The organism is Microbulbifer sp. VAAF005, assembly GCF_030012985.1.
Classification (GTDB): Bacteria; Pseudomonadota; Gammaproteobacteria; order Pseudomonadales; family Cellvibrionaceae; genus Microbulbifer.
The window spans coordinates 1,147,800-1,169,383 of record NZ_CP120233.1 but is presented as its reverse complement, the minus strand read 5'-3'; the positions used below and the strand labels follow the sequence as shown (position 1 = coordinate 1,169,383).

The 21,584-nt window shown below is 48.9% G+C and carries 23 protein-coding genes; 17 read left to right on the top strand and 6 right to left on the bottom strand.

What is annotated here, in order from left to right; all coding sequences use genetic code 11:
- Window positions 1–65: 65 nt before the first annotated feature.
- Window positions 66–368 carry a hypothetical protein gene (locus P0078_RS05135; protein ID WP_282933402.1) on the top strand — a complete coding sequence of 101 codons (303 nt, stop codon included), beginning with the start codon at window positions 66–68 and terminating at the stop codon, window positions 366–368.
- A gap of 123 nt (window positions 369–491) precedes the next feature.
- Here P0078_RS05135 and P0078_RS05130 read toward each other — a convergent pair whose 3' ends face one another.
- On the bottom strand, window positions 492–806 hold the full coding sequence (locus tag P0078_RS05130) for a DUF6471 domain-containing protein (RefSeq protein ID WP_108732688.1): 315 nt from the start codon (window positions 804–806) through the stop codon (window positions 492–494).
- Between the two features lie 148 nt (window positions 807–954).
- On the opposite strand from P0078_RS05130, the gene P0078_RS05125 reads away from it, so the two are divergent.
- From P0078_RS05125 to P0078_RS05090, 8 genes are read left to right on the top strand one after another with little or no spacing between them, the layout of a single operon-like run.
- Window positions 955–1,359, top strand: coding sequence for a DUF2170 family protein (locus P0078_RS05125; protein WP_108732689.1), 405 nt, complete (start codon window positions 955–957; stop codon window positions 1,357–1,359).
- Complete coding sequence (locus P0078_RS05120; protein WP_282933401.1) at window positions 1,356–2,051, top strand: PspA/IM30 family protein; 696 nt, start codon at window positions 1,356–1,358, stop codon at window positions 2,049–2,051. Before P0078_RS05125 ends, P0078_RS05120 begins: the two co-directional genes overlap by 4 nt.
- 4 nt (window positions 2,052–2,055) lie before the next feature.
- On the top strand, window positions 2,056–3,126 hold the full coding sequence (locus tag P0078_RS05115; protein WP_282933400.1) for a potassium channel family protein: 1,071 nt from the start codon (window positions 2,056–2,058) through the stop codon (window positions 3,124–3,126).
- Window positions 3,111–3,764: a YjfK family protein gene (locus P0078_RS05110; RefSeq protein WP_282933399.1), complete on the top strand. Its 654-nt coding sequence runs from the start codon at window positions 3,111–3,113 to the stop codon at window positions 3,762–3,764. Before P0078_RS05115 ends, P0078_RS05110 begins: the two co-directional genes overlap by 16 nt.
- A 14-nt stretch (window positions 3,765–3,778) precedes the next feature.
- Complete coding sequence (locus tag P0078_RS05105) at window positions 3,779–4,195, top strand: DUF350 domain-containing protein (protein WP_282933398.1); 417 nt, start codon at window positions 3,779–3,781, stop codon at window positions 4,193–4,195.
- A 12-nt stretch (window positions 4,196–4,207) separates the two neighbouring features.
- Entirely contained in the window at window positions 4,208–4,822 is a 615-nt protein-coding gene (locus P0078_RS05100; RefSeq protein ID WP_282933397.1) for a DUF1190 domain-containing protein, read from the top strand.
- Between the two features lie 3 nt (window positions 4,823–4,825).
- Window positions 4,826–5,731 (top strand): glutathionylspermidine synthase family protein, encoded by a 906-nt coding sequence (locus P0078_RS05095; RefSeq protein ID WP_282933396.1) that lies wholly within the window; start codon window positions 4,826–4,828, stop codon window positions 5,729–5,731.
- On the top strand, window positions 5,647–5,991 hold the full coding sequence (locus tag P0078_RS05090) for a glutathionylspermidine synthase family protein (protein WP_282933395.1): 345 nt from the start codon (window positions 5,647–5,649) through the stop codon (window positions 5,989–5,991). The genes P0078_RS05095 and P0078_RS05090 overlap by 85 nt, the downstream gene beginning before the upstream one ends.
- A 57-nt stretch (window positions 5,992–6,048) precedes the next feature.
- Here P0078_RS05090 and P0078_RS05085 read toward each other — a convergent pair whose 3' ends face one another.
- The gene (locus P0078_RS05085; RefSeq protein ID WP_282933394.1) at window positions 6,049–6,681 is read right to left on the bottom strand and encodes an acyloxyacyl hydrolase; all 633 of its coding nucleotides are present in this window, start codon (window positions 6,679–6,681) and stop codon (window positions 6,049–6,051) included.
- 774 nt (window positions 6,682–7,455) lie between these two features.
- On the opposite strand from P0078_RS05085, the gene P0078_RS05080 reads away from it, so the two are divergent.
- The 3 genes from P0078_RS05080 to P0078_RS05070 all read left to right on the top strand — a co-directional run bounded on the left by P0078_RS05080 (window position 7,456) and on the right by P0078_RS05070 (window position 12,871).
- Window positions 7,456–8,931, top strand: a complete 1,476-nt coding sequence (locus P0078_RS05080; RefSeq protein WP_282933393.1) for a lytic polysaccharide monooxygenase — start codon at window positions 7,456–7,458, stop codon at window positions 8,929–8,931.
- A 1,653-nt stretch (window positions 8,932–10,584) separates the two neighbouring features.
- Window positions 10,585–12,207: a vanadium-dependent haloperoxidase gene (locus P0078_RS05075; RefSeq protein ID WP_282933392.1), complete on the top strand. Its 1,623-nt coding sequence runs from the start codon at window positions 10,585–10,587 to the stop codon at window positions 12,205–12,207.
- A gap of 85 nt (window positions 12,208–12,292) precedes the next feature.
- On the top strand, window positions 12,293–12,871 hold the full coding sequence (locus P0078_RS05070) for a hypothetical protein (protein ID WP_282933391.1): 579 nt from the start codon (window positions 12,293–12,295) through the stop codon (window positions 12,869–12,871).
- A 281-nt stretch (window positions 12,872–13,152) separates the two neighbouring features.
- On the opposite strand, the gene P0078_RS05065 is transcribed toward P0078_RS05070, so the two are convergent.
- Window positions 13,153–14,766, bottom strand: coding sequence for a hybrid sensor histidine kinase/response regulator (locus P0078_RS05065; RefSeq protein ID WP_282933390.1), 1,614 nt, complete (start codon window positions 14,764–14,766; stop codon window positions 13,153–13,155).
- A gap of 331 nt (window positions 14,767–15,097) precedes the next feature.
- Between P0078_RS05065 and P0078_RS05060 the strand changes: the two genes are divergently transcribed.
- From P0078_RS05060 to P0078_RS05050, 3 genes are all read left to right on the top strand, one after another.
- Window positions 15,098–16,510 carry an amidohydrolase gene (locus P0078_RS05060; protein ID WP_282933389.1) on the top strand — a complete coding sequence of 471 codons (1,413 nt, stop codon included), beginning with the start codon at window positions 15,098–15,100 and terminating at the stop codon, window positions 16,508–16,510.
- Complete coding sequence (locus P0078_RS05055; RefSeq protein ID WP_282933388.1) at window positions 16,507–17,808, top strand: amidohydrolase family protein; 1,302 nt, start codon at window positions 16,507–16,509, stop codon at window positions 17,806–17,808. The genes P0078_RS05060 and P0078_RS05055 overlap by 4 nt, the downstream gene beginning before the upstream one ends.
- 149 nt (window positions 17,809–17,957) lie before the next feature.
- Window positions 17,958–18,353, top strand: coding sequence for an MAPEG family protein (locus P0078_RS05050; protein ID WP_108732703.1), 396 nt, complete (start codon window positions 17,958–17,960; stop codon window positions 18,351–18,353).
- An 84-nt stretch (window positions 18,354–18,437) separates the two neighbouring features.
- Here P0078_RS05050 and P0078_RS05045 read toward each other — a convergent pair whose 3' ends face one another.
- From P0078_RS05045 to P0078_RS05035, 3 genes are all read right to left on the bottom strand, one after another.
- A complete protein-coding gene (locus P0078_RS05045) occupies window positions 18,438–18,737 on the bottom strand; it encodes a YebG family protein (RefSeq protein WP_108732704.1) in 300 nt (99 codons plus the stop codon).
- 300 nt (window positions 18,738–19,037) lie between these two features.
- Window positions 19,038–19,655, bottom strand: coding sequence for a LysE family translocator (locus P0078_RS05040; RefSeq protein WP_282933387.1), 618 nt, complete (start codon window positions 19,653–19,655; stop codon window positions 19,038–19,040).
- A complete protein-coding gene (locus P0078_RS05035) occupies window positions 19,655–20,263 on the bottom strand; it encodes a DUF924 family protein (protein ID WP_282933386.1) in 609 nt (202 codons plus the stop codon). Before P0078_RS05035 ends, P0078_RS05040 begins: the two co-directional genes overlap by 1 nt.
- A gap of 170 nt (window positions 20,264–20,433) precedes the next feature.
- Here P0078_RS05035 and P0078_RS05030 point away from each other — a divergent pair, with 170 nt between their 5' ends.
- Together P0078_RS05030 and P0078_RS05025 are read left to right on the top strand one after the other, a co-directional pair.
- Entirely contained in the window at window positions 20,434–20,724 is a 291-nt protein-coding gene (locus P0078_RS05030; protein WP_282933385.1) for a hypothetical protein, read from the top strand.
- A gap of 60 nt (window positions 20,725–20,784) precedes the next feature.
- Window positions 20,785–21,579 (top strand): DUF6249 domain-containing protein, encoded by a 795-nt coding sequence (locus tag P0078_RS05025; protein WP_282933384.1) that lies wholly within the window; start codon window positions 20,785–20,787, stop codon window positions 21,577–21,579.
- Window positions 21,580–21,584: the final 5 nt, after the last annotated feature.

Here is a 21,584-nt window from a genome sequence, read left to right as displayed (position 1 = left end):
AGATGAAAGTTACGCCGCAGCTGCTAGTCTTCAAGGAGATTTGAGCAAAATTCCAGAGTAGATCTATGAAATCCTGGTTGCTGATTCTCTCCCTCTCGGTGGTTGCAATTGCCGGAGTGCAAGTTTCTTTGGCTGATCCCCAGCAGGTTCAAGGGGTGCGAAGTCCCACTTTAAGTTTCTGCCAGGCGCGGTTCTATGAGGAAGAGGACGGACGCCTCTACTGTAACTGGGCAGTCAATTTCAGGTATGCCTGCTTTGTTTGGTGGCCAACGAATAAGATTATTCCTGCAGGGGCCAAGCTTTCAGAGCCTGAGGTTGTCGGAAAGTGCGGTAATGGTGAGCCAGTCGTCAAATTGCATCACTACTAACCCACCTGTAAAGAAGCTATGCAGGTGAGTCGTGGATACCCCGGTTTTTCAGCGGGTAAGCTTGATTACTGACGACGGAGTCAAAGTGTGATCGCGTGTACTGGTGTCCAAGGAGATGGCGTGTTAGCTTTTCTCCTGCTCGGCATAGAGTCCTCGATCTTGCAGCTCACGGGCCTGTTTGAGGATTTCAAGCATGGCGCTGTCCTCCACCGACATGGCATCGATGATGGCTGCCAGCAGATCTGCTGAAAACATGCACTTGCTGACTTTGCTGCGCAGGTTTTCCGGTGTCATTGAAATTCCTCTCTCGGCCAGTGCTTGGGCGAGATCTCCGTAACGCATGCCCTTTAGTGCCATTGATGCGCGCACATAGCGAGCAATTGCCTGCTTGTAAGGGGTCAATGCTTGCTGGTTGCTCAGGCTTTGCTTGTGGTCCATGGGCTCTACTCCGTCCTATTCACTATCACCAATGTGGTAAATATTATCTTTGTGTGTATTATTTGCAACATTAGTTTGTAATAAGTTATTGACCGCAGATTTTTTGGTGCTATATTTGTGACCAATATTCCACAGCGAGGGAGTTGAGATGACCTGGAACAATGAGAACCTGCGCCAATTGGCGGAAAACCACTCCGGATGGGTGGTCGAATCTGAGGGGGATTGCCTCAGTATTTCCAACGATGAAGGCGTCGATGCGTTTGTCTATGTTGGCGAGAAGCAGATAGTTGTAGAGAGCATTCTGTTTCCCGTGAGCCAGGTAGATGATGTGGCAGCGCTCAATGAAATGGTTCTGCAAACACATCAGCTGGTGCCCCTGACAGCCATTGCGATCAAGAATATTGGTGGTGAGAACTACTACGTCGCTTTTGGTGCTCTGTCGGTGTCCAGCAAGGACGAAGTTGTTATCGAGGAGGTTGAGACCCTGTTTTCCAATGTGGGTGACTTCCTGGATTTATTTGCCGATCATTTTGAAACGGAGGGTGTAGCATGAGCCTTAAGAGAATTTGGACTGCTTTGAAAGGCGCAGTTAACGAAGGAACAGAAGCAGTAGCGGATAGCCAATCGATTCGTATTCTTGACCAAGAATTACGCGAGGCGAAGGAAGAATTGAAAGCTTGCGATGAAAACCTGACCAAAATCATGGCGAAGCGCAAACTTACTGAGAGTAAGGTCCAAGCGCTGCAAGCCGACGTTGAAACCTATAGCACTCACGCAATCAACGCGAGCGAAAAGGGCGATAACGAACTCGCTCTTGAGTGTGCAGAGCGTGTTACTGAGCTGGAAAGCCAGCTGGAAACTGAGCGCAGCATCCTGGATGGATTCCTGAGTTCAGAGAGCACCCTGAAAGGTAACATTACCCAGGCAAAAACCAATGTGCGCCGTATGGAGCAGCAGATTGACCAGATCAAAGCGACTGAGTCTGTTCAGAAAGCACAGGTAGCGGTTTCTTCCCGCCACATGGGTGCGAACAGCAAGATCAAAACAGCGCTGGACAGCCTGGATCGCATCAAAAACAAGCAGGAGCAGCGTGCTGCTGAGCTTGAAGCTGCGGAAGAGCTGGCTTCAGAGGAAACCGGTTCCAGCCTGGATGCCAAGCTGAAAGCGGCGGGCATCAAGCCCGGCGGCCAGAAAAGTGGCAGCGATAAGTTGGCTCAACTGTTAGCGGGCCGCGAAAAGGCTTAACACAGTGCTGCTTTATCGAGTGCGACGCCTTCTGGCGTCGCTTTTCATTCGGGCCAATGTAACCACCATTCTCATAGCTGTAGGCAGCTATGTTTTCATCTCCTATTGGCTGCTCAAAATTGCCGGTGAAGCTGATATTGTCGCGGGCGAGAATTTCTTTTACTGGTTGGTCGTTACCGCATCGACAGTAGGTTACGGCGATTTCTCCCCGGTAACCCCTGAGGGTAAAGTCGTGGTTGCCGCCTGGGTGATCCCAGTGGGCCTCAGCCTGTTTGCCATGGTGGTCACAAGAATTGGCTTTGCGGTTTCAGAATTTGTGCATCGCGGCAAGAAGGGCTTGCGTATGACAAACCATATTGATCACACAGTAATTATCGGTTGGAACGGTACCAGAACGCTCCGCTTGATTGAGTTGCTACTCTCCAAAACAAACGGTAGCGCAGCAGAGATTGTCCTCTGTGTTGAAGCCGATATCGAAAATCCGATGCCGGGTAAGATTGATTTTGTCCGGGTGGAATCGTTTTCCCACGGGGAAAGTATGCAGAGGGCAGGTTTGGCCGATGCCGCTCGAATTATTATCGACAACCCTCTGGATGATGTAACTCTTACAACCGCCTTATTCTGCGACAAGCTCAGCCCGAACAGCCATAAAACGGCTTATTTTCAAGATGAAAATGTGGGTGAATTGCTCCGTGCCCACTGTCCCAATATTGAATGTATTCCCTCTGTCGCTGTAGAGATGTTGGCAAAATCCTCGCTTGACCCCGGTTCCGCAAGGTTGCACCGACAGTTGCTCGATAGCACTTACGGCATGACCCAATATAGCGTTGAATATCGGGGTGAGAAGCCTCTTCCTGTCGGTGAATTATTTGACCATTTTAAGCGGGATCTCTCCGCGACCTTAATTGCGATACGTAGAAAGGGCGTGGTTAAAATTGACGTGAACCCGGGGCTTACCGACCAGGTCACCGAGGGCGACATGCTGTATTATATCTCTGCAAAGCGGCTCGATGAAAAAAGCTGTTTCGATATAAAAAGTAATGAAGAAGGTGTTGGTACATGTTTACCAAACTGATAAATAAAATAAAGGGAAAGGACGCTCCAAAGGTCAAGACTCCAGAAATTATGGGCTTGCGAATGGGGGCGAGTTTTGAGCTGGACCCTTTGGCCATTCGTCTGATACTCGATGAACTGACCATTGAATCCTGTTCACCGAACCAGATCATTAAAGCGGCCGGTGTTGTCGAATTAGATGGTACCTGGATTTATCGCTTTTACACTGATGATGATGCCTGGCTGCAAGTGATTGCTGAGGGCGGTCAGCGGGATGAGCATGTTGTCGATGTAAAGTTGTTCCATTTTTACGACACTCTGGATGTCGGTTCGGAGCAGGCTTGGAATAAATTGTTAAAGAGTGATATTGGCGCACCCAGTTATCACCTGCAGGATCGCTCTTATAGCCGTGTATGGACCGCAGCAGGGGATTACCACAACCCAGTGCATATGGCCGAGAAGACTTACGATGAAGATGGTGATTATTCAGTAACGGATCAATTCACCATGCTTTTCGAACGCGAATTGTCTGATCAGCAAACCGAATCCCTTTTTCTCTCAGCTGAAGAGAAAGAAGAGGATGCAGGCTACTTAAGCCGCAGCCTGGTGATTAGCACCGGCATTACTCTGACCCCCTCACAAATAACAATACACGGATAATAAGGAGATATTTAATGGACCAGCCTTATGATTTACTGACTGGTATCTTGCATTTTGCGGCCTACTTTGGCCTGTCGCTGGTACTTTTGATCGCGTTTAAATTTTTATACGCACTGGTGACGCCTCACGATGAGTGGAAGTTGATCCGCGAAGATAAGAATACGGCTGCCGCTATTGGTTTTGGTGGTGCTGTTTTGGGTTTTGCAATTGCCGTTGGTGGTGCTGCAAGTAACTCTATTTCTATTGTCGATTTCGCCATCTGGGCCTTGGTTGCATTGATCGCCCAGTTAATTGCTTTTGCCATTATCCGCTTTGGGTTTATGCCGCGTATTGTTGAGCGCATCGAAGATGGAGAGGTGAGTGCCGGTGTTATGTTGGCTGCAACTACAATCGCTGTTGGCGTATTGAATGCGGCTTGCATGAGCTACTAATTGGGGGTGGTAATGAAGCGTACCAAGAATATTAACCTGGCAAGGATGCGTAAGGGCGGTGGCTCCAATTTTTTACTGCGCCCACTTGCCTTAGGTGTAGCGGCTGCCCTGGTCGGTTGCTCCTCAGATGAGGAAGTTAAAGTTGTCTCTTCAGTAGATGACTGTGTGGCCAATACCCAGCTGGACGAAGCTCAATGTGAAGCAGCTTATCAGCGCGCGGTTGAGGAAGCGGAGCGCACCGGGCCCAAGTATTCCCGTCTCTCTCAGTGTGAGGCTGAGTTCGGTAGCTGCCAAGAGACCAGTAGCGGCGTCTGGATGCCTCTGATGGCGGGCTTTATGGTTGGCTCCATGCTCAATGACAGGGATCGCCACTATAACTATGGCTACTACAACCCGGTCTACCGCTATTCAGGTTCCCGTTACCGCGACAAGCTGATGACAGCTGACGGCGGCATCATTGGCGATTATGGCCGTTCATCTTATAAGGTGGATAAAAGCGCTACGGCGCCTAAGCCTAAAGTTACCAAAACTGTTTCCCGTGGAGGCTTTGGTGCAGTGGCATCGGCCAAATCCAACTGGGGAGGGGGTCGCTCCAGCAGTGGTGGTTCGCGCGGCTGGGGAGGTTGATTTGTGCTGAGGTTGCCGATTGGTGAGCGCCCGCGTTGGCAAGAGCGAGCGCAGGAGTTTGGGTTTCACTTCCATACCATGTATGGCGAACCCTACTGGGATGAAAGCGCCTACTATCAATTCTCTTTGGAGCAGATAGAAAAGCACATTGAAGATCCCACTGAAGAAATTCACCAGATGTGCCTGGATGTCGTTGCCCGTGTGCTAGAGGATGAGGAGTTGCTGAGGCGGTTCTGTATACCCGAGCAGCACTGGGACTTTGTGCGAACATCCTGGCGTAACGGCGACCCCAGTCTCTATTCTCGCCTGGACTTTGCCTATTCCGGACAGGGGCCGGCAAAGCTCTATGAGAACAATGCTGATACTCCCACTTCTCTGTATGAAACCGGCTTCTGGCAGTGGTTGTGGCTGCAGGACAATGTCGATCGCAGGTCTCTGCCGCTACAGTCTGATCAGTTCAATAGCCTGCAGGAAAAGCTGGTTAACCGCTTCCATGATTTACAGTTCCTGACCCCGGGGCGGGAGTTGCATTTCGCCTGCTGTAAAGATACGGAAGAGGACCGGGGCACGGTTCAATATTTACAGGATTGTGCCTCCGAAGCGGGGATCAATAATCATTTTGTCTTTATCGAAGATATTGGTCGGGATGAAGTGGGTCAGTTTACCGATTTGAATGATCAGGTAATTACCTGGATGTTTAAGCTGTACCCATGGGAATTTATGCTCCGCGAGGAGTTCGGGACCCTGTTGGCAGGAAGTAATGTCCGTTGGTTGGAACCGCCCTGGAAGGCGATTATTTCCAATAAGGCGCTTCTGCCAATGTTGTGGAAGCTTTTTCCAGAGCACCCGAATCTCCTTCCCTCTTTTTTGAGGATGAGCTGGACAAGGCTGCGGATTTCCCGGAGTTAGTTAAGAAGCCAATCTTTTCACGAGAAGGGGCGAATATTTCGGTAGTAAAAGGGGCGGATACCACTTTGCTGTCCGATGGCCCCTATGGGCAAGAAGGATTTATCTATCAGGCTCTGCATCCTCTCCCCAAGTTTGGGAAGAACCATACCCTGGTGGGAAGCTGGCTTGTTGATGACCTGGCAGCGGGGATGTCTATCCGGGAAGATCCAAACCTGATCACCCAGGATATGAGCCGTTATCTGCCGCATATCATCCTCTAGGGCCCGCCAACGACTGCAGGCGCCGACATCAAGCCGGCGCCTGCTCAATCCTCTTCTTTAAAAGTTATAGTGCAGCCGCAGCTCAAAAAAATTCACTCCTGAATTTTCAGAACAGGTTCCTGCATTTGAGTAGTGCAGTGCGTAAGTTGTGACTCCCCAGCGGCGCTCACTCCCAAAGTCAGAGCCCAATCCAATTCGATCCTCAAACTGGAAGTGGCATCCCAGAGTTGTGTGATTTGTGTTTTTACTCACAATATTGGACTCAGTAATGTAACTGGCCCCCACGGAAAACTCGAAGTAGGGAAAGATAGGCTTGTCCCACTGGGGCAGGTACTCAAGCCTCCATACCGGGCTCACTGACATACCGTGAACTAAATCCTCTCCCCGTTTGGAGACGTCTGGATCGCCATCGTCCAGGCCGGATCGCCATTCAAAGTAACTGGTCTCCAGTCGCGTTTTGAGCGTCCATTTCTCAGCAAGAGACCACTGCCAGGGCAGGTCCTTGGATATGGCAAGGCGATATTGGGTGAGTTCATTGCGACGATTGGAAAATCCCGGGCCGGCCCCAACAATTGCAGCCCACCGTTTATCCGGGTTTGTTGCCGTTTCAGCCAAAGACCAGGCTGGAAGCAAAAGAGAAGAAAATAACAGACACAGGCCGAGCCTGCGGATAATCAAGTACAACATCATCCCTGATCCTACCTTTCCTACTACGAATGGTGACTACAAGAAAATGATTGGTTAGGGAAACTCAAAATCATCCGGGTTCTTTTCCAGTGTAGACAGAGGTGAGCGAATATAGGTCTTTTATCCCAGTGGTAATTTACTAATAGGAATAATTTACTGGTCTGCAGTTGTATTTGTTGCCAGGAAAACACTTGCAGTGACAGTTTAAAAAAAGCGGTGACAGTGATAGTTCTCTGATATGTAAAGAGGTTTCTCTCAGGATGAAATACGTGTTCGTAGGTTGGGGTAGCTGCCAATTCCCGCCCTACTGGCAGCTGTTGCGGGTAGGTAATCTCGAGAGATTTATGGTTTTAAGGCAGTCAGGCTTATCTATTTTGAATTGTAATAGGAGGGATATTCGTAAAAGAGGGTGTCATCTATTGATAATTAATGAGTGTAAGGACTTGCATTAAGTTAAAAGTCGGTTGTGAAATTTCTCATTCTGTTGAAGGTTTTCTTGCCCTCTATTTAAGGAGCCTCTATGGTTTTTCGTCTTATTTTTTAATTGATCATTTATTTTTGAAAAAAATACCTATTGAGGTTATTTTTTAAGAAAAATGGTGCAATGGTGGTCTTCTGAAGTTTGTAAATTTATATCAATAATTGTCAGGAACCGTGCTGTTAAGTAGCGGTCCATAATTCTGTCGCCAACATTACACATCGAATATGTGTATTGAGGATAAGGACCTGGTTCAGCTGGGGAAGGAGGTTGGACGAAATTGAATAACAGGCATAGATATGATTTTACGAAAAACCAAACTAGCATCTGCAATTAAACTACCTGTATTAAATAGTGCCCTGATGGCAATAGCACTGGCCGGTATGAGTTCAAATGCACTTAGCCATGGCTATGTAGAGGCCGCTGATGGTGGCGTTGCATCCGCTCGTGGAACCTTGTGCAAATATGCTCTCGATACGGGAGAGATGAATGTTGACTGCGGTGCTGTTCAATGGGAACCGCAAAGTATAGAAGGGGATGAAGGTTTCCCTGAAAGTGGTCCTGCTGATGGGCAGATAGCCAGTGCAGGAGATAGCTCTTGGTCAGAATTAAATGAGCAGTCCTCTGATCGCTGGGTTAAGAATTATATTAGCTCCGGTTGGCAAACTTTTAAATGGCGCTTTACCGCCAATCATGTAACCCGGGACTGGAAATATTACATTACCAAAGAAGGTTGGAATCCAAATGCGGTTTTAACCCGCGACCAATTTGATTTGGATCCATTCTGTGAGGTTGATGGCAACTATGAGCAGCCTGCGGTCAATACGACACACGAGTGTCAGGTGCCAGAACGTGAAGGCTACCACGTAATTCTTGCAGTTTGGGATGTAGGTGATACGGTTAATGCCTTCTATAACGTTATCGATGTCGAGTTTGATGGTGATAATGTTGTCAATACTGACTGGAGTGTTGGGGGCACTATTAACCCAACTCAAGACCTGAATGTGGGTGATAAAGTTTACACTCGTGTATTTGATAGCTCCGGTGAAAACTCCTCATACTCTACTGTTCTGGAAATTGCCTCAGATGAACAGGGCATCGCTGAAAACTGGTCTCACGATCTGGCTGAGCTGATTAACCAGGAACAGAGCAGCATCCGCGCCGGTGATTACGATGGAAGCAGTAGTTTTGAGCCTCTATATGGCATCAACAGTATCTACTTGTTAGAAGGTAGCAGTTTAGAGAGTGTTGAAATTGGATATGAGCTTATCCAAGACCAGGATGATGACTCTACCGATGACGACAATAATTCCAGTGACGATAATTCGGATAATAGTGGAGACAATGGCGACTCTGGAAATTCCGGAAACTCTAGTTGTGAAGCGTTTGTCCAGCAGTATGGTGGTGATCCAGGCTACTCGATTGGCGACGTAGTTATCTATGACAATGTTGCTTATGAATCTACACATGAGCCAAACTGGTGGTCGCCGAGTGCTGCACCGCAATTCTGGAATGAAACTACCTGCGATGGCTCCGATGGTGGTTCAGACGATAGCTCTGATAACGGCTCCGATGACAGCTCTGATAGTAATAGTGGAGACGATAGCTCCGCAGTTTCCTGCCCTGAGTTCAATCAACCCTACGCGGGAGATAGCGCTTACCAGGTTGGCGATAGAGTGACCTTCGGTGGCCAGGTCTATATCTCAACCTATGGACCAAACTGGTGGTCTCCATCTGCTGCTCCGCAGTTTTGGGAAGAGAGCTCCTGTCAGTAACTAGCAAATTCAATCACCTACCTTTTGGTAGGTGATTGAACTGGGTTCAATCTAAGAGCATGGTTTCCTGAAGTTGGAAAGATTTATTAACCTATCTGGTGTATTACTTCTTGTGATACACCAATCTCGCTCTCTCCTGTTAGATGAACAGGCTTATTTCCCCACTCCTAATCAGCTCTCTGCTCCTGGGGTGAGATAATCAAGTGTTGTTAGTGGATGGCTCCATGAACAATGATCAATCTCCATTTCTGCACTATGTCCGCTTTATTGGGTCAAAAATGGCTCAACAGTTAGCTTGCACGCCTGATGTTTTATCTCCATATCGGTATTTTCGATCGAATAATACCGTCTAGCTATGGAGCTATAAATAAGTAATAGCAATTGCTTTTTTAGGCTTGGTTATTGAAGTTCTGGATTATATCGTCTGTCATTCCAAGTAAAATTTAGTTGAGTAGATAGAGTATTTCAGGGGCAATAGTTGCTGAAACTGGAAAATAAACTATTTGCCTAGTCTAAGTGTTGATCTAAAAGTCTAACTGTCTGCATGGAAAGTTGTTAATCCCTTAAGCGGTGTTTACATTGGGTCATAGTGAATGTGCAATGTATTTTATTATTTTACTGCCTTAATAGCGTGATAGTGGAGGGTGCTTCTATAGGTTCTGTATGTGTGTGATCTCAAGAGTATATTTCTCATAGCACTGTCTGTGAATTGTCATCTACTGGCAATTTAATTGTTTCGAATGCTCAGGGCCTTGCGTATGACGACTTTGTTTTTGTTGTGCTGACTATGATTTTCGCGTTTAGATGTTAATTGTAGTTACGTATTTATTAATATTTTTTAGTATTGGGTTTTTGGTTGGGAATTGGTTGTGGAAGTTTTTCTTGTGGTGGGAAATTCCACTGGTTTGAATTTAACGGGTGTGTAAATTTATGAAAATAATTGTCTGGAACCGTGTTGATAAGCCGTGGTCTATAGATTTGTAATAATTATTATATTCGAGGTTTGCCTCGCCAGGTAATACTAACTTGTTTCAAATGGGGAAATTAGACAAGGTTGAATAACAGGTAAAGAGATGAATTTACAAAAATCCAAACTAGCATCGGTAGTCAATCAATCCGTTTTTATGTGCTTGCTTAAGGCTGGAGTATTGTTCGAGGTTAGATCAAAGACTTTTAGTCGTAGTGATGAAGAGGCTGCCGATGGGTAAATTGTCGGTGCGGGAAACAGCGTCTGATCGCTAATTTTAAAATCATATTCGCTCTGATTGAAAAACCTTTATCTAGCACTTTTATACAGGTCCATTGTCCGCAATTTGTTGAGAAAATGGTCTCCCTTAGTAGCAGGAAATGGGAGGGCGAGCCGTATTCAGCTTGGCTCAGCATCTAAAAAATAACTACCTGATAAGAGAACCATTTTGATGTTTGGCCTTCTCTTCATTATCGGCGCCATGTCTATAGGGATGTATGAAATTAATCGATATGAAGCGGTAGGGATCAACATAGGGGGCAGGTTTGTAGTTTGAAAGCAGAGACTTGCGAGAAATATTACTCGGCATGATTTCTACAGCCTGATGCGATTTACGAAAGCATACTTACGGCCACTGATAGATGTACTGATTCAGCGCGCCCTTTAATATCTAAGGACGTAATACAATGAACCATATCTTTTTAAAAACATCAGCCTGCTTTTTAGCAGCCGGCTTATTACTGGCAACGGATGTTGTACAGGCTCAGAAGACGAAGGGTAAGCAGCCCAAGGGACAAACCAGTGCTTATCTAGGAGAAACCAGCCGATCAACTCTTTCCAAAGGTGTACTTGATCGGCTTGAGCGGACATCGGGGAAGTCTGGCGAGCTTAATAGACCTAGAGATCGTGTTGTATTTTGGTTTAACACAATGCTCGACTCATCGGCTATAGATCATACCCCTGACCCTGATACTGGTGAGGTGGATTTCTACCAGGGAGGGCCTACCCGCTCCAGTCGCGCATTCGCCATCGTTCAAACTGCTGTGTTTGACGCTCTGAACGCCTTCGACGGTAAATACCAACCCTACAATGATCTCGGTGTGCTCGATACCAGAGATGCATCCAAAGATGCAGCTATCGCTTACGCCGCATACGAAACCTTGCGCGCACTCTACCCCGATCAGGCAGAGCGATTGCAGGAATTACTGCAATCCGACCTCGACCAGTCAAGAGATAGTGCCGAAAGGATTGCCAAGGGCCAGGTGATTGGCGAAGCCGCCGCTGCGGCCATGCTCGCGGTGCGAAGCAACGATAAGGCCGACCACTTGGAGCCCGCTTATGGTGAGGGCGGTGCTGTCGCGGATGGGGATGACACCTATCACTCTACTTCGGTCAACACGGGTGCTACGGTACCGGGAGAATGGCAGCCAGATCCTGTGGACCCAGTTGGGCACGACTCCGTGGCCCTCGGAGCCTATTGGGGCAGTGTGACACCTTTTTCACTGAGTTCAGGTGACCAATTCCGCAGTCCAATTCCGCCTACAATTACGTCAGAGGAATATGCCGAAGCCTATGAGGAAGTGGCGGCCCTCGGCGGGTCCCCAGCCAATACTATTACCCCATCGACATCCACAGCAGAGACACGATTTATCGGGAATTACTGGGGATATGACGGTGTACCGTTATTGGGCATTCCCCCGAGACTGTATAACCTTATCGCCCTGCAGGCAGCACTGGATAACAAAGTCGAGAATGAGCTGGATCTGGCCCGGTATTTTGCTTTGATCAATGTGGGGCTGGCGGATTCTGGTATCGCTGCGTGGGACAGTAAATACTATTACAATTACTGGAGACCGGTTACCGGTATTCGCATCGATGACGACAACCCATCGACCTTGCAGGATGAGCAATGGTTGCCGGTAGGGGTGTCAGTCATCAATACCACCATTGCGATTAGGCCAACACCGCCGTTCCCCTCCTACCCATCGGGTCATGCTACCTTCGGTGCTTCCACCTTCGAGATTATGCGCAGTATGTTTGGAGACCAGCCCTTTACTTTTGTATCGGAAGAATACAATGGGGAAGGCTTCGACCCTTTCACGCCGGATACACCGAGGCCTTTGGTACCTGTCCGTTTTGAATCCTATACCGCCGCTCAACAGGAAAATGGCCTCAGCCGCATTTATAACGGAGTGCACTGGGACTTTGACAATATTGCAGGCCAAGTCATGGGCGAGCAAATCGCGCAGAATTTAATGAACAACGTCGAAGCATTTAGCCTGATTAGTAGATCAAGGGCTCGCAGGTAAACTATTTTTACGCTATGAGCTAAATTCTCGCTCTCCATCAGGTGCCGCTCCGTAAGGGGCGGCCACACCAAAGGTAACTCACCGTATGAATAGCAAACGATATATTGCAGTGGCAGTGTTCGGAATAATCTCTTTTGGGTTTATAGCTACGCACACACTCAAAGAGCCAGTCGAAAACGAGAAGTTCTGGGTAGGTAAACAGGAGTCGGTACCGGATGTTGAAAGCGTTGTCCACCCTGCAAAAACACCCGCTTCAGTGGCACTGGATAGCAACGACATTAAGGCTGCATTCGAGCGGGATACAGTTATCAAGTTGAACAGTATTGTTCGCCGTTCCCTGGCTACTATTCGTAAGTACGATGCTGAGATAAAGGCCGTTCGAGCAGAGAGTCTTGCGGCGACTCAAGACGGGGTGGATGAGCAGCAAGTAGCATCTGCGAAGGCGAGTCTCGCCAAGCTGCAGGAGTGGGATTTGGAAGCATCCAGGGCTCTCAAGGATATGAACGCAGCCGTTGAGGAGCTTGAGGCAAGTGGAGAGCACTATAACGCAGCAATTTTAGCGGGCATGGTACGCTTCGTGGAGGCTGTGTCCACTGAAATAGGAGACGAGCATACCAAGCTGACAAGATTGGTAGGGAAGGGGACCGTAGCGGCAAAATTGTGACATACCACTAAGAAAGCATCGGCTTGAAAATTATCGAGATTGTACTGAGCGGGAAGATGATGACATATCGATTGATTTTGGTTGGGGGGCTGCAAGCGCTAAAGTTATAGGAAGTTCCGCTTGAGCTGCTTTTGGGTAGCCTTATCCTGATTACTTTATCACTTCACTTTTTACAGCGAATTATCATAGAGGTCATTCCATAAGCCAACTAACTGGTATCTGAACTCTGTGGCGTAGTTGTTAGCTAGGCTGGTCGCGGCGATTCAGATAGAATTTTTTTGTTACCTGGGTAAAGTTATTTTTCCGCTGGTAATCATCTCTTCAATCTTTTTACTGAGGCGCTCGAACGTAAATGGTTTCTGAATGCAATCCAGAACCCCGTCAGAAATTACTTCCTGAACTTTACTATCCACGCTGTAACCGGTGGAAAGAATAGCTTTCACTTCGGGGTTAATCCGTTTTAAAAAAGCGAACAATTCTTGCCCATCCATGCCTGGCATAATCATATCCAGTAGGACCAAATCTACTTCATCACTATATTTTCGGTAGTAAGTTATTGCCTGCTCCGCCGTCGCAAAGGTAACGACGTTGTGGCCGTTCATTTCGAACAGGGCTTTAGAGTAGGTGCGGACAATTGCCTCATCGTCGACAACCATAATGCGCAACTTGCGCTCGCGAGCCAGTTTCTTGGCCTGGTAAGTTCTCTTTTTGACTGGGGGCTTGGAAATTGGCAGGTATAGCTTAAAGCAGCTGCCAATTCCCTCACGGCTCTGACACTGTATAGCGCCCTTATGTAAATGAATGGTGCCGTGCACTGCGGCAAGGCCCAGTCCAGCACCACGTCCACTTTCCTTGGTGGTGAAAAATGGTTCAAAAATACGACGCCGCACTTCGTCAGACATGCCAGTGCCGCTATCGGTAATTGTTATTAAAAGATATTGACCCGGTTGAACTTCAAAATCAGCGATAGAAGCTGATCTTTCAATGGTGATATTACTTGTTACAAAACTCAGTGAACCACCGCAGGGCATGGCATCCTTGGCATTGATCCCAATATTCAGTAGGGCGCTCTTAAGTTGAGCGGGATCACCTACGATATGTGGGCGACTTGCATTTAACTGCTGCTCAATTTCGATTCTACGATCAATTGTGCGGGTCAGCATGGCGCAAACATCACGAATAATTTCGTGAGTATTACAGTCCTTAAGTTGGTAATTTCCTTTTCGAGCGAAGGTAAGCAGCTGCTTGGTAAGCTCTGCCGCATGCCGGGCTGTCGTTAATATATGATTGGTATACTCATTGATACGGGCATCAGTGGATATTTGTCGAATAACTTCAGCATAACCATTGATACCATGAATCATATTATTGAAATCGTGGGCAATTCCACCAGCAAGCTCACCGATGGCTTGCATTTTTTGAGCTTGTCGAAGCTCTTCTTCCAGTAATCGTTGTTTAGTGATGTCCGAGCCAATGCTGAGAATTCCCGCAGGATTGCCTTTTTCATCTGAAATGATTTTATTGGTCCAGGCGATCCATATACGCTTACCGCTTTTGGTAACGTTTTCATTAATATTGTAACGGTGTTCCTCTGGGGATTGGCAAATACGCTCTATCAATTGTCGTAGATCTCGGCCGCTTGTCTCGCTAGCAGGGACAATTGTGCCAATTAAATGTCTGCCAATTATCTCGGCTTCTGTATAGCCAAATAACTGTTGAGCGTACTCGTTAAAGGATGTGATACGACCGTGTTGATCGCAGCGCATAATGATCGAATTGGCATGTTCAACCAGCTCCCGATAACGTTCCTCACTTTTACGCAAGGCTTCATAGACTTGAGTTGAGTCTTTATCCGAATTGGTAGCAATCGATGGGGAGAGCGGAAAAATGGGCATGTTGTTTTCCTTGATCACCTATTTTTCCTCCTGAATGCGGCGGCCTGTTTTCCCGCCAGAAATTCCACCATGAAGATGTTCAAAAGTATATAGGCAGGGCGGTGTATTTTGACCGTATAGACATTCTTTGTTGACTGGCTGTTCTTTTTAGTTCGTTATGTCATCCCGTGTATTTTCGCGTTGCAGTAGCGATGCTTGCAGGCTGCTATGAATACTTTTGTGAGGGGGTATTTGTTTATTGCCGGTCATTTGTGACAAATTGGGTAGTGGCTCTGTCGGTACAAACTGGTAGCATTCACCGCCAATATTCAAAACAATTGGATGAATGACTATGCAGCTGCAATCCCGAATTCTCGGGCGCAGTATCGCGGCTCTATTAGGTGCCTCGCTACTGCTGTCCGCATGCGGAGAGAAGCGTGTTGACAGCGAACCGAGATCCCTCGATTTCGCTCGTGTGGACGCCTTCCCCTCCACTTATTCTGTAACTCAGTCCCGCCCTGTGTTGATTCAGGGAGCTACCCTGCTTACCGGCACTGGGGAGCAGCAAGAAAATGCGGACCTGTTGTTTGAAAATGGCAAGATCAAGGAGATCGGTAAGGGGTTGCAGGCCCCCGAAGGCGCCTTGATTGTCGATGGCAACGGTAAGTGGGTCACTCCCGGCATTATCGATGTGCATTCTCACCTGGGTGATTATCCAGCTCCAGGGATCGAATCTGCCCAGGATGGCAATGAGATGACCTCGCCAAACACTGCCCAGGTTTGGTCGGAGCACTCTGTCTGGACCCAAGACCCCCAGTTTCCCTTGGCTCTTGCCGGAGGTGTAACAACCCTGCAAATCTTGCCGGGCTCGGCCAACTTGTTTGGTGGCCGCAGTGTCACCCTGAAAAATGTACCCGGCCGCAGTGTTCAGGATATGAAATTCCCCGGCGCTCCCTACGGGTTGAAAATGGCCTGTGGTGAAAACCCCAAGCGGGTTTACGGTGGCAAAGGTAGCTCCCCCTCAACTCGAATGGGTAACGTAGCCGGCTATCGCGATGCCTGGATTAAAGCGAGTGCCTACAAGCAAGAGTGGGAGGATTACGTTGAGAACGGAGGGGATGAGCCCAAGCGCGACCTGCAGATGGAAACTCTGGCGGGCGTACTCAATGGCGATATTCTCGTCCACAACCATTGCTACCGCGGTGAGGAAATGGCGGTGATGATGGACGTTGCCAAGGAATTTGATTTCAAAATTTCCACTTTCCACCACGCAGTGGAAGCTTACAAGGTGGCTGACCTGTTGGCTGAAAACAATGTTTGTGCGGCAATGTGGGCTGATTGGTGGGGCTTTAAGCATGAGGCCTACGATATGACCGAGGCCAATATCGCCATTGTGGATCAAGCCAAAGCCTGCGCAATGATTCACTCGGACTCCGGTGTTGGCGTACAGCATTTGCACGAGGAGACCGCGAAGGCAATGACTGCAGGTCAGCGTGCGGGCTTCGATATTCAGCCCAAGGATGCGGTGGTTTGGATGACCTTGAACCCCGCCAAGGCTCTGGGTATTGCCGATCAAACTGGCAGTCTTGAGAGCGGCAAGATGGCGGATATCGTTGTTTGGTCCGACAGCCCCTTTAGTGTTTACACCCATGTAGATCAAGTTTTCATCGATGGGGAATTGATGTTCGATCGCGCGGACAAGAAACGTCAGCCACGCACCGATTTCGAGCTGGGTATTCTCGATGCAGAGGGAGAGCGACTGTGAGAAAAGTAGCTGTTTATTGTGCGCTGGCCCTTGGGTTGATGTCAGCCACTGGCCAGGCAGAGACCATCCTGATCAAGGGTGGCAAGGTACACACCCTGGCGGGGCAGGGCAGCCTGGAGTCCGCAGATATTCTGGTTGTGGATGGCAAGGTCCAACGGGTGGCCCCCTCTCTGGAGGTGACTGCAGATCAGGTAATTGATGCGCGCAACAAGGTGGTGACGCCGGGTGTGATAGCGCCTATTTCTGAACTGGGGTTGGTCGAGATTAGTGCGGCCAGTGCCACCAACGATCACCAAGTGACCGGTGACAGTATCGGTAGCGCCTTCAATCCGGTACCTGCTTACAACCCTAAGTCCACCCTGATCCCATTCAACCGGGCGGGTGGAGTCACCAGTGCCGTTGTTTCACCGGGAATCAGCACTTGGGACAGCGGTGCTATCGATGCTCAGCAGATATTTGCAGGGCGCAGTTTTGCTATCAAGTTGAATGGTGAATTTGATAGCGTCAAAGTAAAGAATGTTGCGCAAAAAGCTTATCTGGGAGAGTCCGGTGGTGAATTGGCCGGCGGCAGCCGTGCCAATGCTTATGCCAAGGTGGAGAACGCTCTGCGTGAAGCTCAGGAGTATCGTGATAATCGTGCAGCAATTCACCGTGGAGAGTGGCGAGAGCTGGATTACGATCTGGCAGATCTGCAAGCTCTGCAGCCGGTGATCGATGGTAAGGAGCCTTTAATGGTAACTGCCAACCGTGCCAGCGATATTCTTGCTGTACTGGAGCTGGCTAAAGCCTACAAGGTGAAGCTCATCATTGTCGGTGCAGCAGAAGGTTGGATGGTTGCAGACAAACTGGCACAGGCCCAGGTGCCTGTAGTCATAGATGCGATCAACAATATTCCGGCTTCATTTTCCAGTTTGGGAGCGCGGCTGGACAATGCTGCGATTCTGACCAAAGCTGGGGTAAAGGTAGCAATCAGTGGGCCCGATTATGTGGCGACTCACAATGTCTACCTTTCCCGTCAGTCCGCCGGAAATGCTGTAGCCAATGGCTTGCCCTACGAGGAGGCCCTAAAAGCGATCAGTAGTAATGTTGCTGAGATTTTTAATCTTGAGGGCGGTACGTTGGAGCAGGGCGCGGTTGCGGATATTGTGATCTGGAGCGGTGATCCCCTGGAAGTTACCAGCTACGCTGAGCAGGTCCTGATTGAGGGTGAGAATCAATCTCTGGTGAATCGCTCAACGCGCCTCAGAGATCGACACCTCAAGCCCGCAAAGGGCCATGAATTTGGTTACAAGCACTAAGATGCAAAGAGCGGGCTTCTAGCCCGCTTTTCTTTTCCCGTCTACCTATTGGTCTGAATGGTCCATTGGATTGTGCAGGATTTGTGTGGCGGAATACTCGCTTTCGGGGATATATTCCCTGGCCTGATTGATAAGAACAAGGAAAAAACATGGCGAATATCACAGCACTCTACACCGGCCTTTGTGCGCTTCTGATTATTTACTTGGCATTCAGGGTAGTCGAGTTTCGTCGCACAAAGAAAGTGGGAATTGGAACCGGAGATGATCGTTTCAATGAGATTAGGGTGCGAGTTCACGCTAATGCGATTGAGTACACTCCGATAGCGCTGCTTCTGTTGCTGGCTGCAGAATTGGGTGGTTTGCCTGCACTGTGGTTACACCTCTTTGGGGCGCTCTTTTTTATCTCACGGGTATTTCATGCCTATGGACTGACCAAGGGCAAAGGCGGGCTGCACTTTGGACGCTTCTGGGGAACTTTAATCAGCTGGGTCGTTATCGTTGTGTTGGCGGTCATTAACATTGTTAATGCCGTAATTAATCTTTGAAGTTTATTGGTGAGGCTCAGTATGAGCCCCACGCAAAAAAGCCCGGTAGAACCGGGCAGAGTACAGGGATGAATCTATAAGCGTTTACTGATTGGCGGCGAGCGGGGTTACGCGATCATCTTCGCTCTCCTGCACCATGTTTTCGTCTTCTTCGAGTAGTACTTCAGGCTTCCCTTTACAGGCTTTAGCCAGGGCATCGCGGCGTTTGGCCAACAGCAGGCCGATCTCTTCGCCCACTTGCTCATCAATGCTGTCGATGTGGCGCTCAATCAGCGACGTGATATTAGCTGCGAGCTCCAGCATCTTATCGTGTTCTTCAGCGTCTTTTTTGTTGTCGAACATTGCTCCGTCTCTATCGCATTTCCAAACAGCTACTACGGCCATCGTGTGCCTCCCAATCGTCTATTAGACTGTCCACTTAGTTTGTATGCCGCTACCCTAACTGTATAAATATTCAGTGTCAACGATGCGGTGAAGAAAGGGCCCTATGCGGTCAAAAGACCAGCAGGTGCGATGATTGGTCCGCCATTAAGCGTGAACACTGTCATAATGTGCATACAGCCAGACGCATTCCCCCCGGGGCGACTGGCTGTCTTCACATCATTTAACAGGCCCGCTTGCGGGCCTGTTTTTTATTTGGGTGTGGTGAACTGAGGTAGTGAAGCTTTCTGCAGGCCTGTGGCTTTAGATGCTAAGGATCAGCCGGGCAGCCAGTCCTATCAGTAAGATCCCGAAAACCTGTTGGATGCGATGGCCAATATGCTTGCTGACCAGCTGGCGTTTACGGCTGGCGTGAACCGCCAGGGCAACGATGCAGTACCAAATTGCATCCACTCCTGAAACCAGCGCTGCCATGCCCAGCTTGGTGCTCAGGGCTTGCTGTTCTGACACAAACTGGCTGAATAGGGCGGTGAAAAATACGGCGATCTTGGGGTTGAAGAAGGCAACACCAAAACCTTGAGCGATAGAGCGCTTCAGGCTCTGGTGTGGAGGTTGTACGGTTGCAGTACTGGTACCCGGTGCGGGGGCACTGAGGGCTTTCCAGCCCAGGTAGACCAGCATTGCTGCACCGGCCCACTGCAGAATGTTAAATAGAAGAGGAGAGCTAGTAATCAGCACCGCCAGGCCAAATGCGGTAAGAATTGCGTATATAGCGACCCCGGCTCCGTGAGCAATAGCACTGGCCAGGCCTTGTTGTAGGCCTGAGGAGGCGCTGCGTAAGACGATAAGAAGACTTGGTCCCGGTGACATGGCACCGAGGGCACAGATCCCTGCGAGAGATAACCAACTGAGTAAATCCATTATTTAAAGCCGCCCCCTTGAGCCAGCCATTCTTTTTCTGCTTGAGTGGAAGTGCGACCCAAAGCCGCATTGCGGTGAGGGAAGCGCCCAAATCGCTCGATGACCTCTTGATGGGCAAGGGCGTATCGATAATGAGTGTCGAGATAGGGCGAGGCAATTTTGTCTTCTGCGAAGGTTTGCTGCAACTGTCGAAAGTAGTCTACCGAGTGTTGCTGGGTCACGAGGTCTTCGCTGTGCTCTAGCGGCATGCCCAGGAATACCTGCTGGTAGAGCCCAAGATTCGGGGCCTCTCCGCGCTGAATCAGCGACATTGTAATTGCCAGAGCTTGGGAGTCTGCAGCGAACGCCTGGCGGGTGCCCCGGTAAATGTTTCTGGATAGTTGGTCACATACCAGTAGCAAGGCGAGTTCGCCTTTCAAAGTTTGCTGCCAATGGTCCAGCTCTCCACGCTGCGCTGACTCGGCAATAGCTCCAAACCTTGTCTTGATGTCGGCGTCCACTTCCGGAGTAGCGGCAAACCATAAACCCTGCTTCTCCGCAGCAATAGAGTTGCCACGAATATCAGTGCTGCCAAACCAAAAAACCAGGACATCATCAGGGGTTGTCATATCGAAGTTCTCATTCCGTATTGTGTTCCGAGTTTATCCGATCGTTCCAGCCCAGTGATGACCATTAGAAGGTGGTTCCAAGTGTTGGCGTAAAAAAAAATATACAGCTGCATCCAACTGGGCTCCACGAATCGTCATAGTGGCGTGCAAGGGAAAAACGGGAGATCACAATGTTTACTGCGAGATCAACTAAAAAGGTACAATTTTGCGTCGCGCTATCTCTAATAGTTGCGGCTCTGCAAGTGGGTCAGGTTAATGCCTCCGAGCTGACGCTTTCCCAGGATGGGATTCACCGAGAGCTCACACAGAAAATTGATCAGCAAATACTTAGGAAGCTTGGTGAGTGCACTGATAAGAGTGAGAAGGTTAGCCGGCTAACTCCTGTGCGTATTGCTGAGGAAAAGGAGCCCCGAGGAGGAATGGCTTACCCCTACTCCAAGGCTCGAATGATGGTGATGTAGGTCACCTCCCCCCAACGACGGTTTACACCACTGATAACGAAAATGATTAGAGAGTAAGTAATGAGAGCGAGAAATAAACAATCATTCCAGGCAGTCATCTGCTGTTGGGTGGCCATTGCGGCATCCAGCATAAGCATGGGCAGCTGGGCCCAGGAGGAGGACTCATTTGTCCCAGAGCCCCCGCCGCCGCCAGGTGTGGAGGCCTCCGAATCTGAAACCCGCGTCCGTATATTGCGTGAGGATGGTGTTCTCACGATCAAATCCGAAGGCGAGAATGGTGAGAAAAGTGAGGTTCGGGTTGACTTGGGGCAGGAATTTGGCGGCCCCCTAAGCCAGGAAATTATTGAACGGCTGAAAAGCAAGGGCATTCTGGATGTAGACGGCAAGGTTACTGAAGATACCCTGAATAGCGTACCGGACAATGTCAGAATCAGGTTATCGGAAAGTCGTGACTACCGGGGTAGGCACTGGGATCACCATGACTCACACCACTCTGGAAGTGACGACTCATCTGTAATCCCAATAGTAGCGCTGCTCTGTGTATTTGGCATGCCAGTGTTTATTGTCTGGTTGGTAACGCGCAGCAGCTATCGCAAGAAACAACTGGTTATGAGTAATATCAACCAGATGGTTGCTGATGGTCGGGATGTGCCCCCGGAGCTAATTGATCTTTTGGATGAGAGAGAGCCAAATAGCTCCAGTGATCGCGGTATCACTCTGATCGCAATAGGCGCTGCAGTATTCATCTCACTCTCAGCCCTTGCGGGTATTGGAGTAGGCAGTCTCGGCTTGATCCCTCTGTTTATCGGTGTGGCTCGCTATGTGAACTGGAAGCTTGATAACAAGCAGGTGTAGGAAAG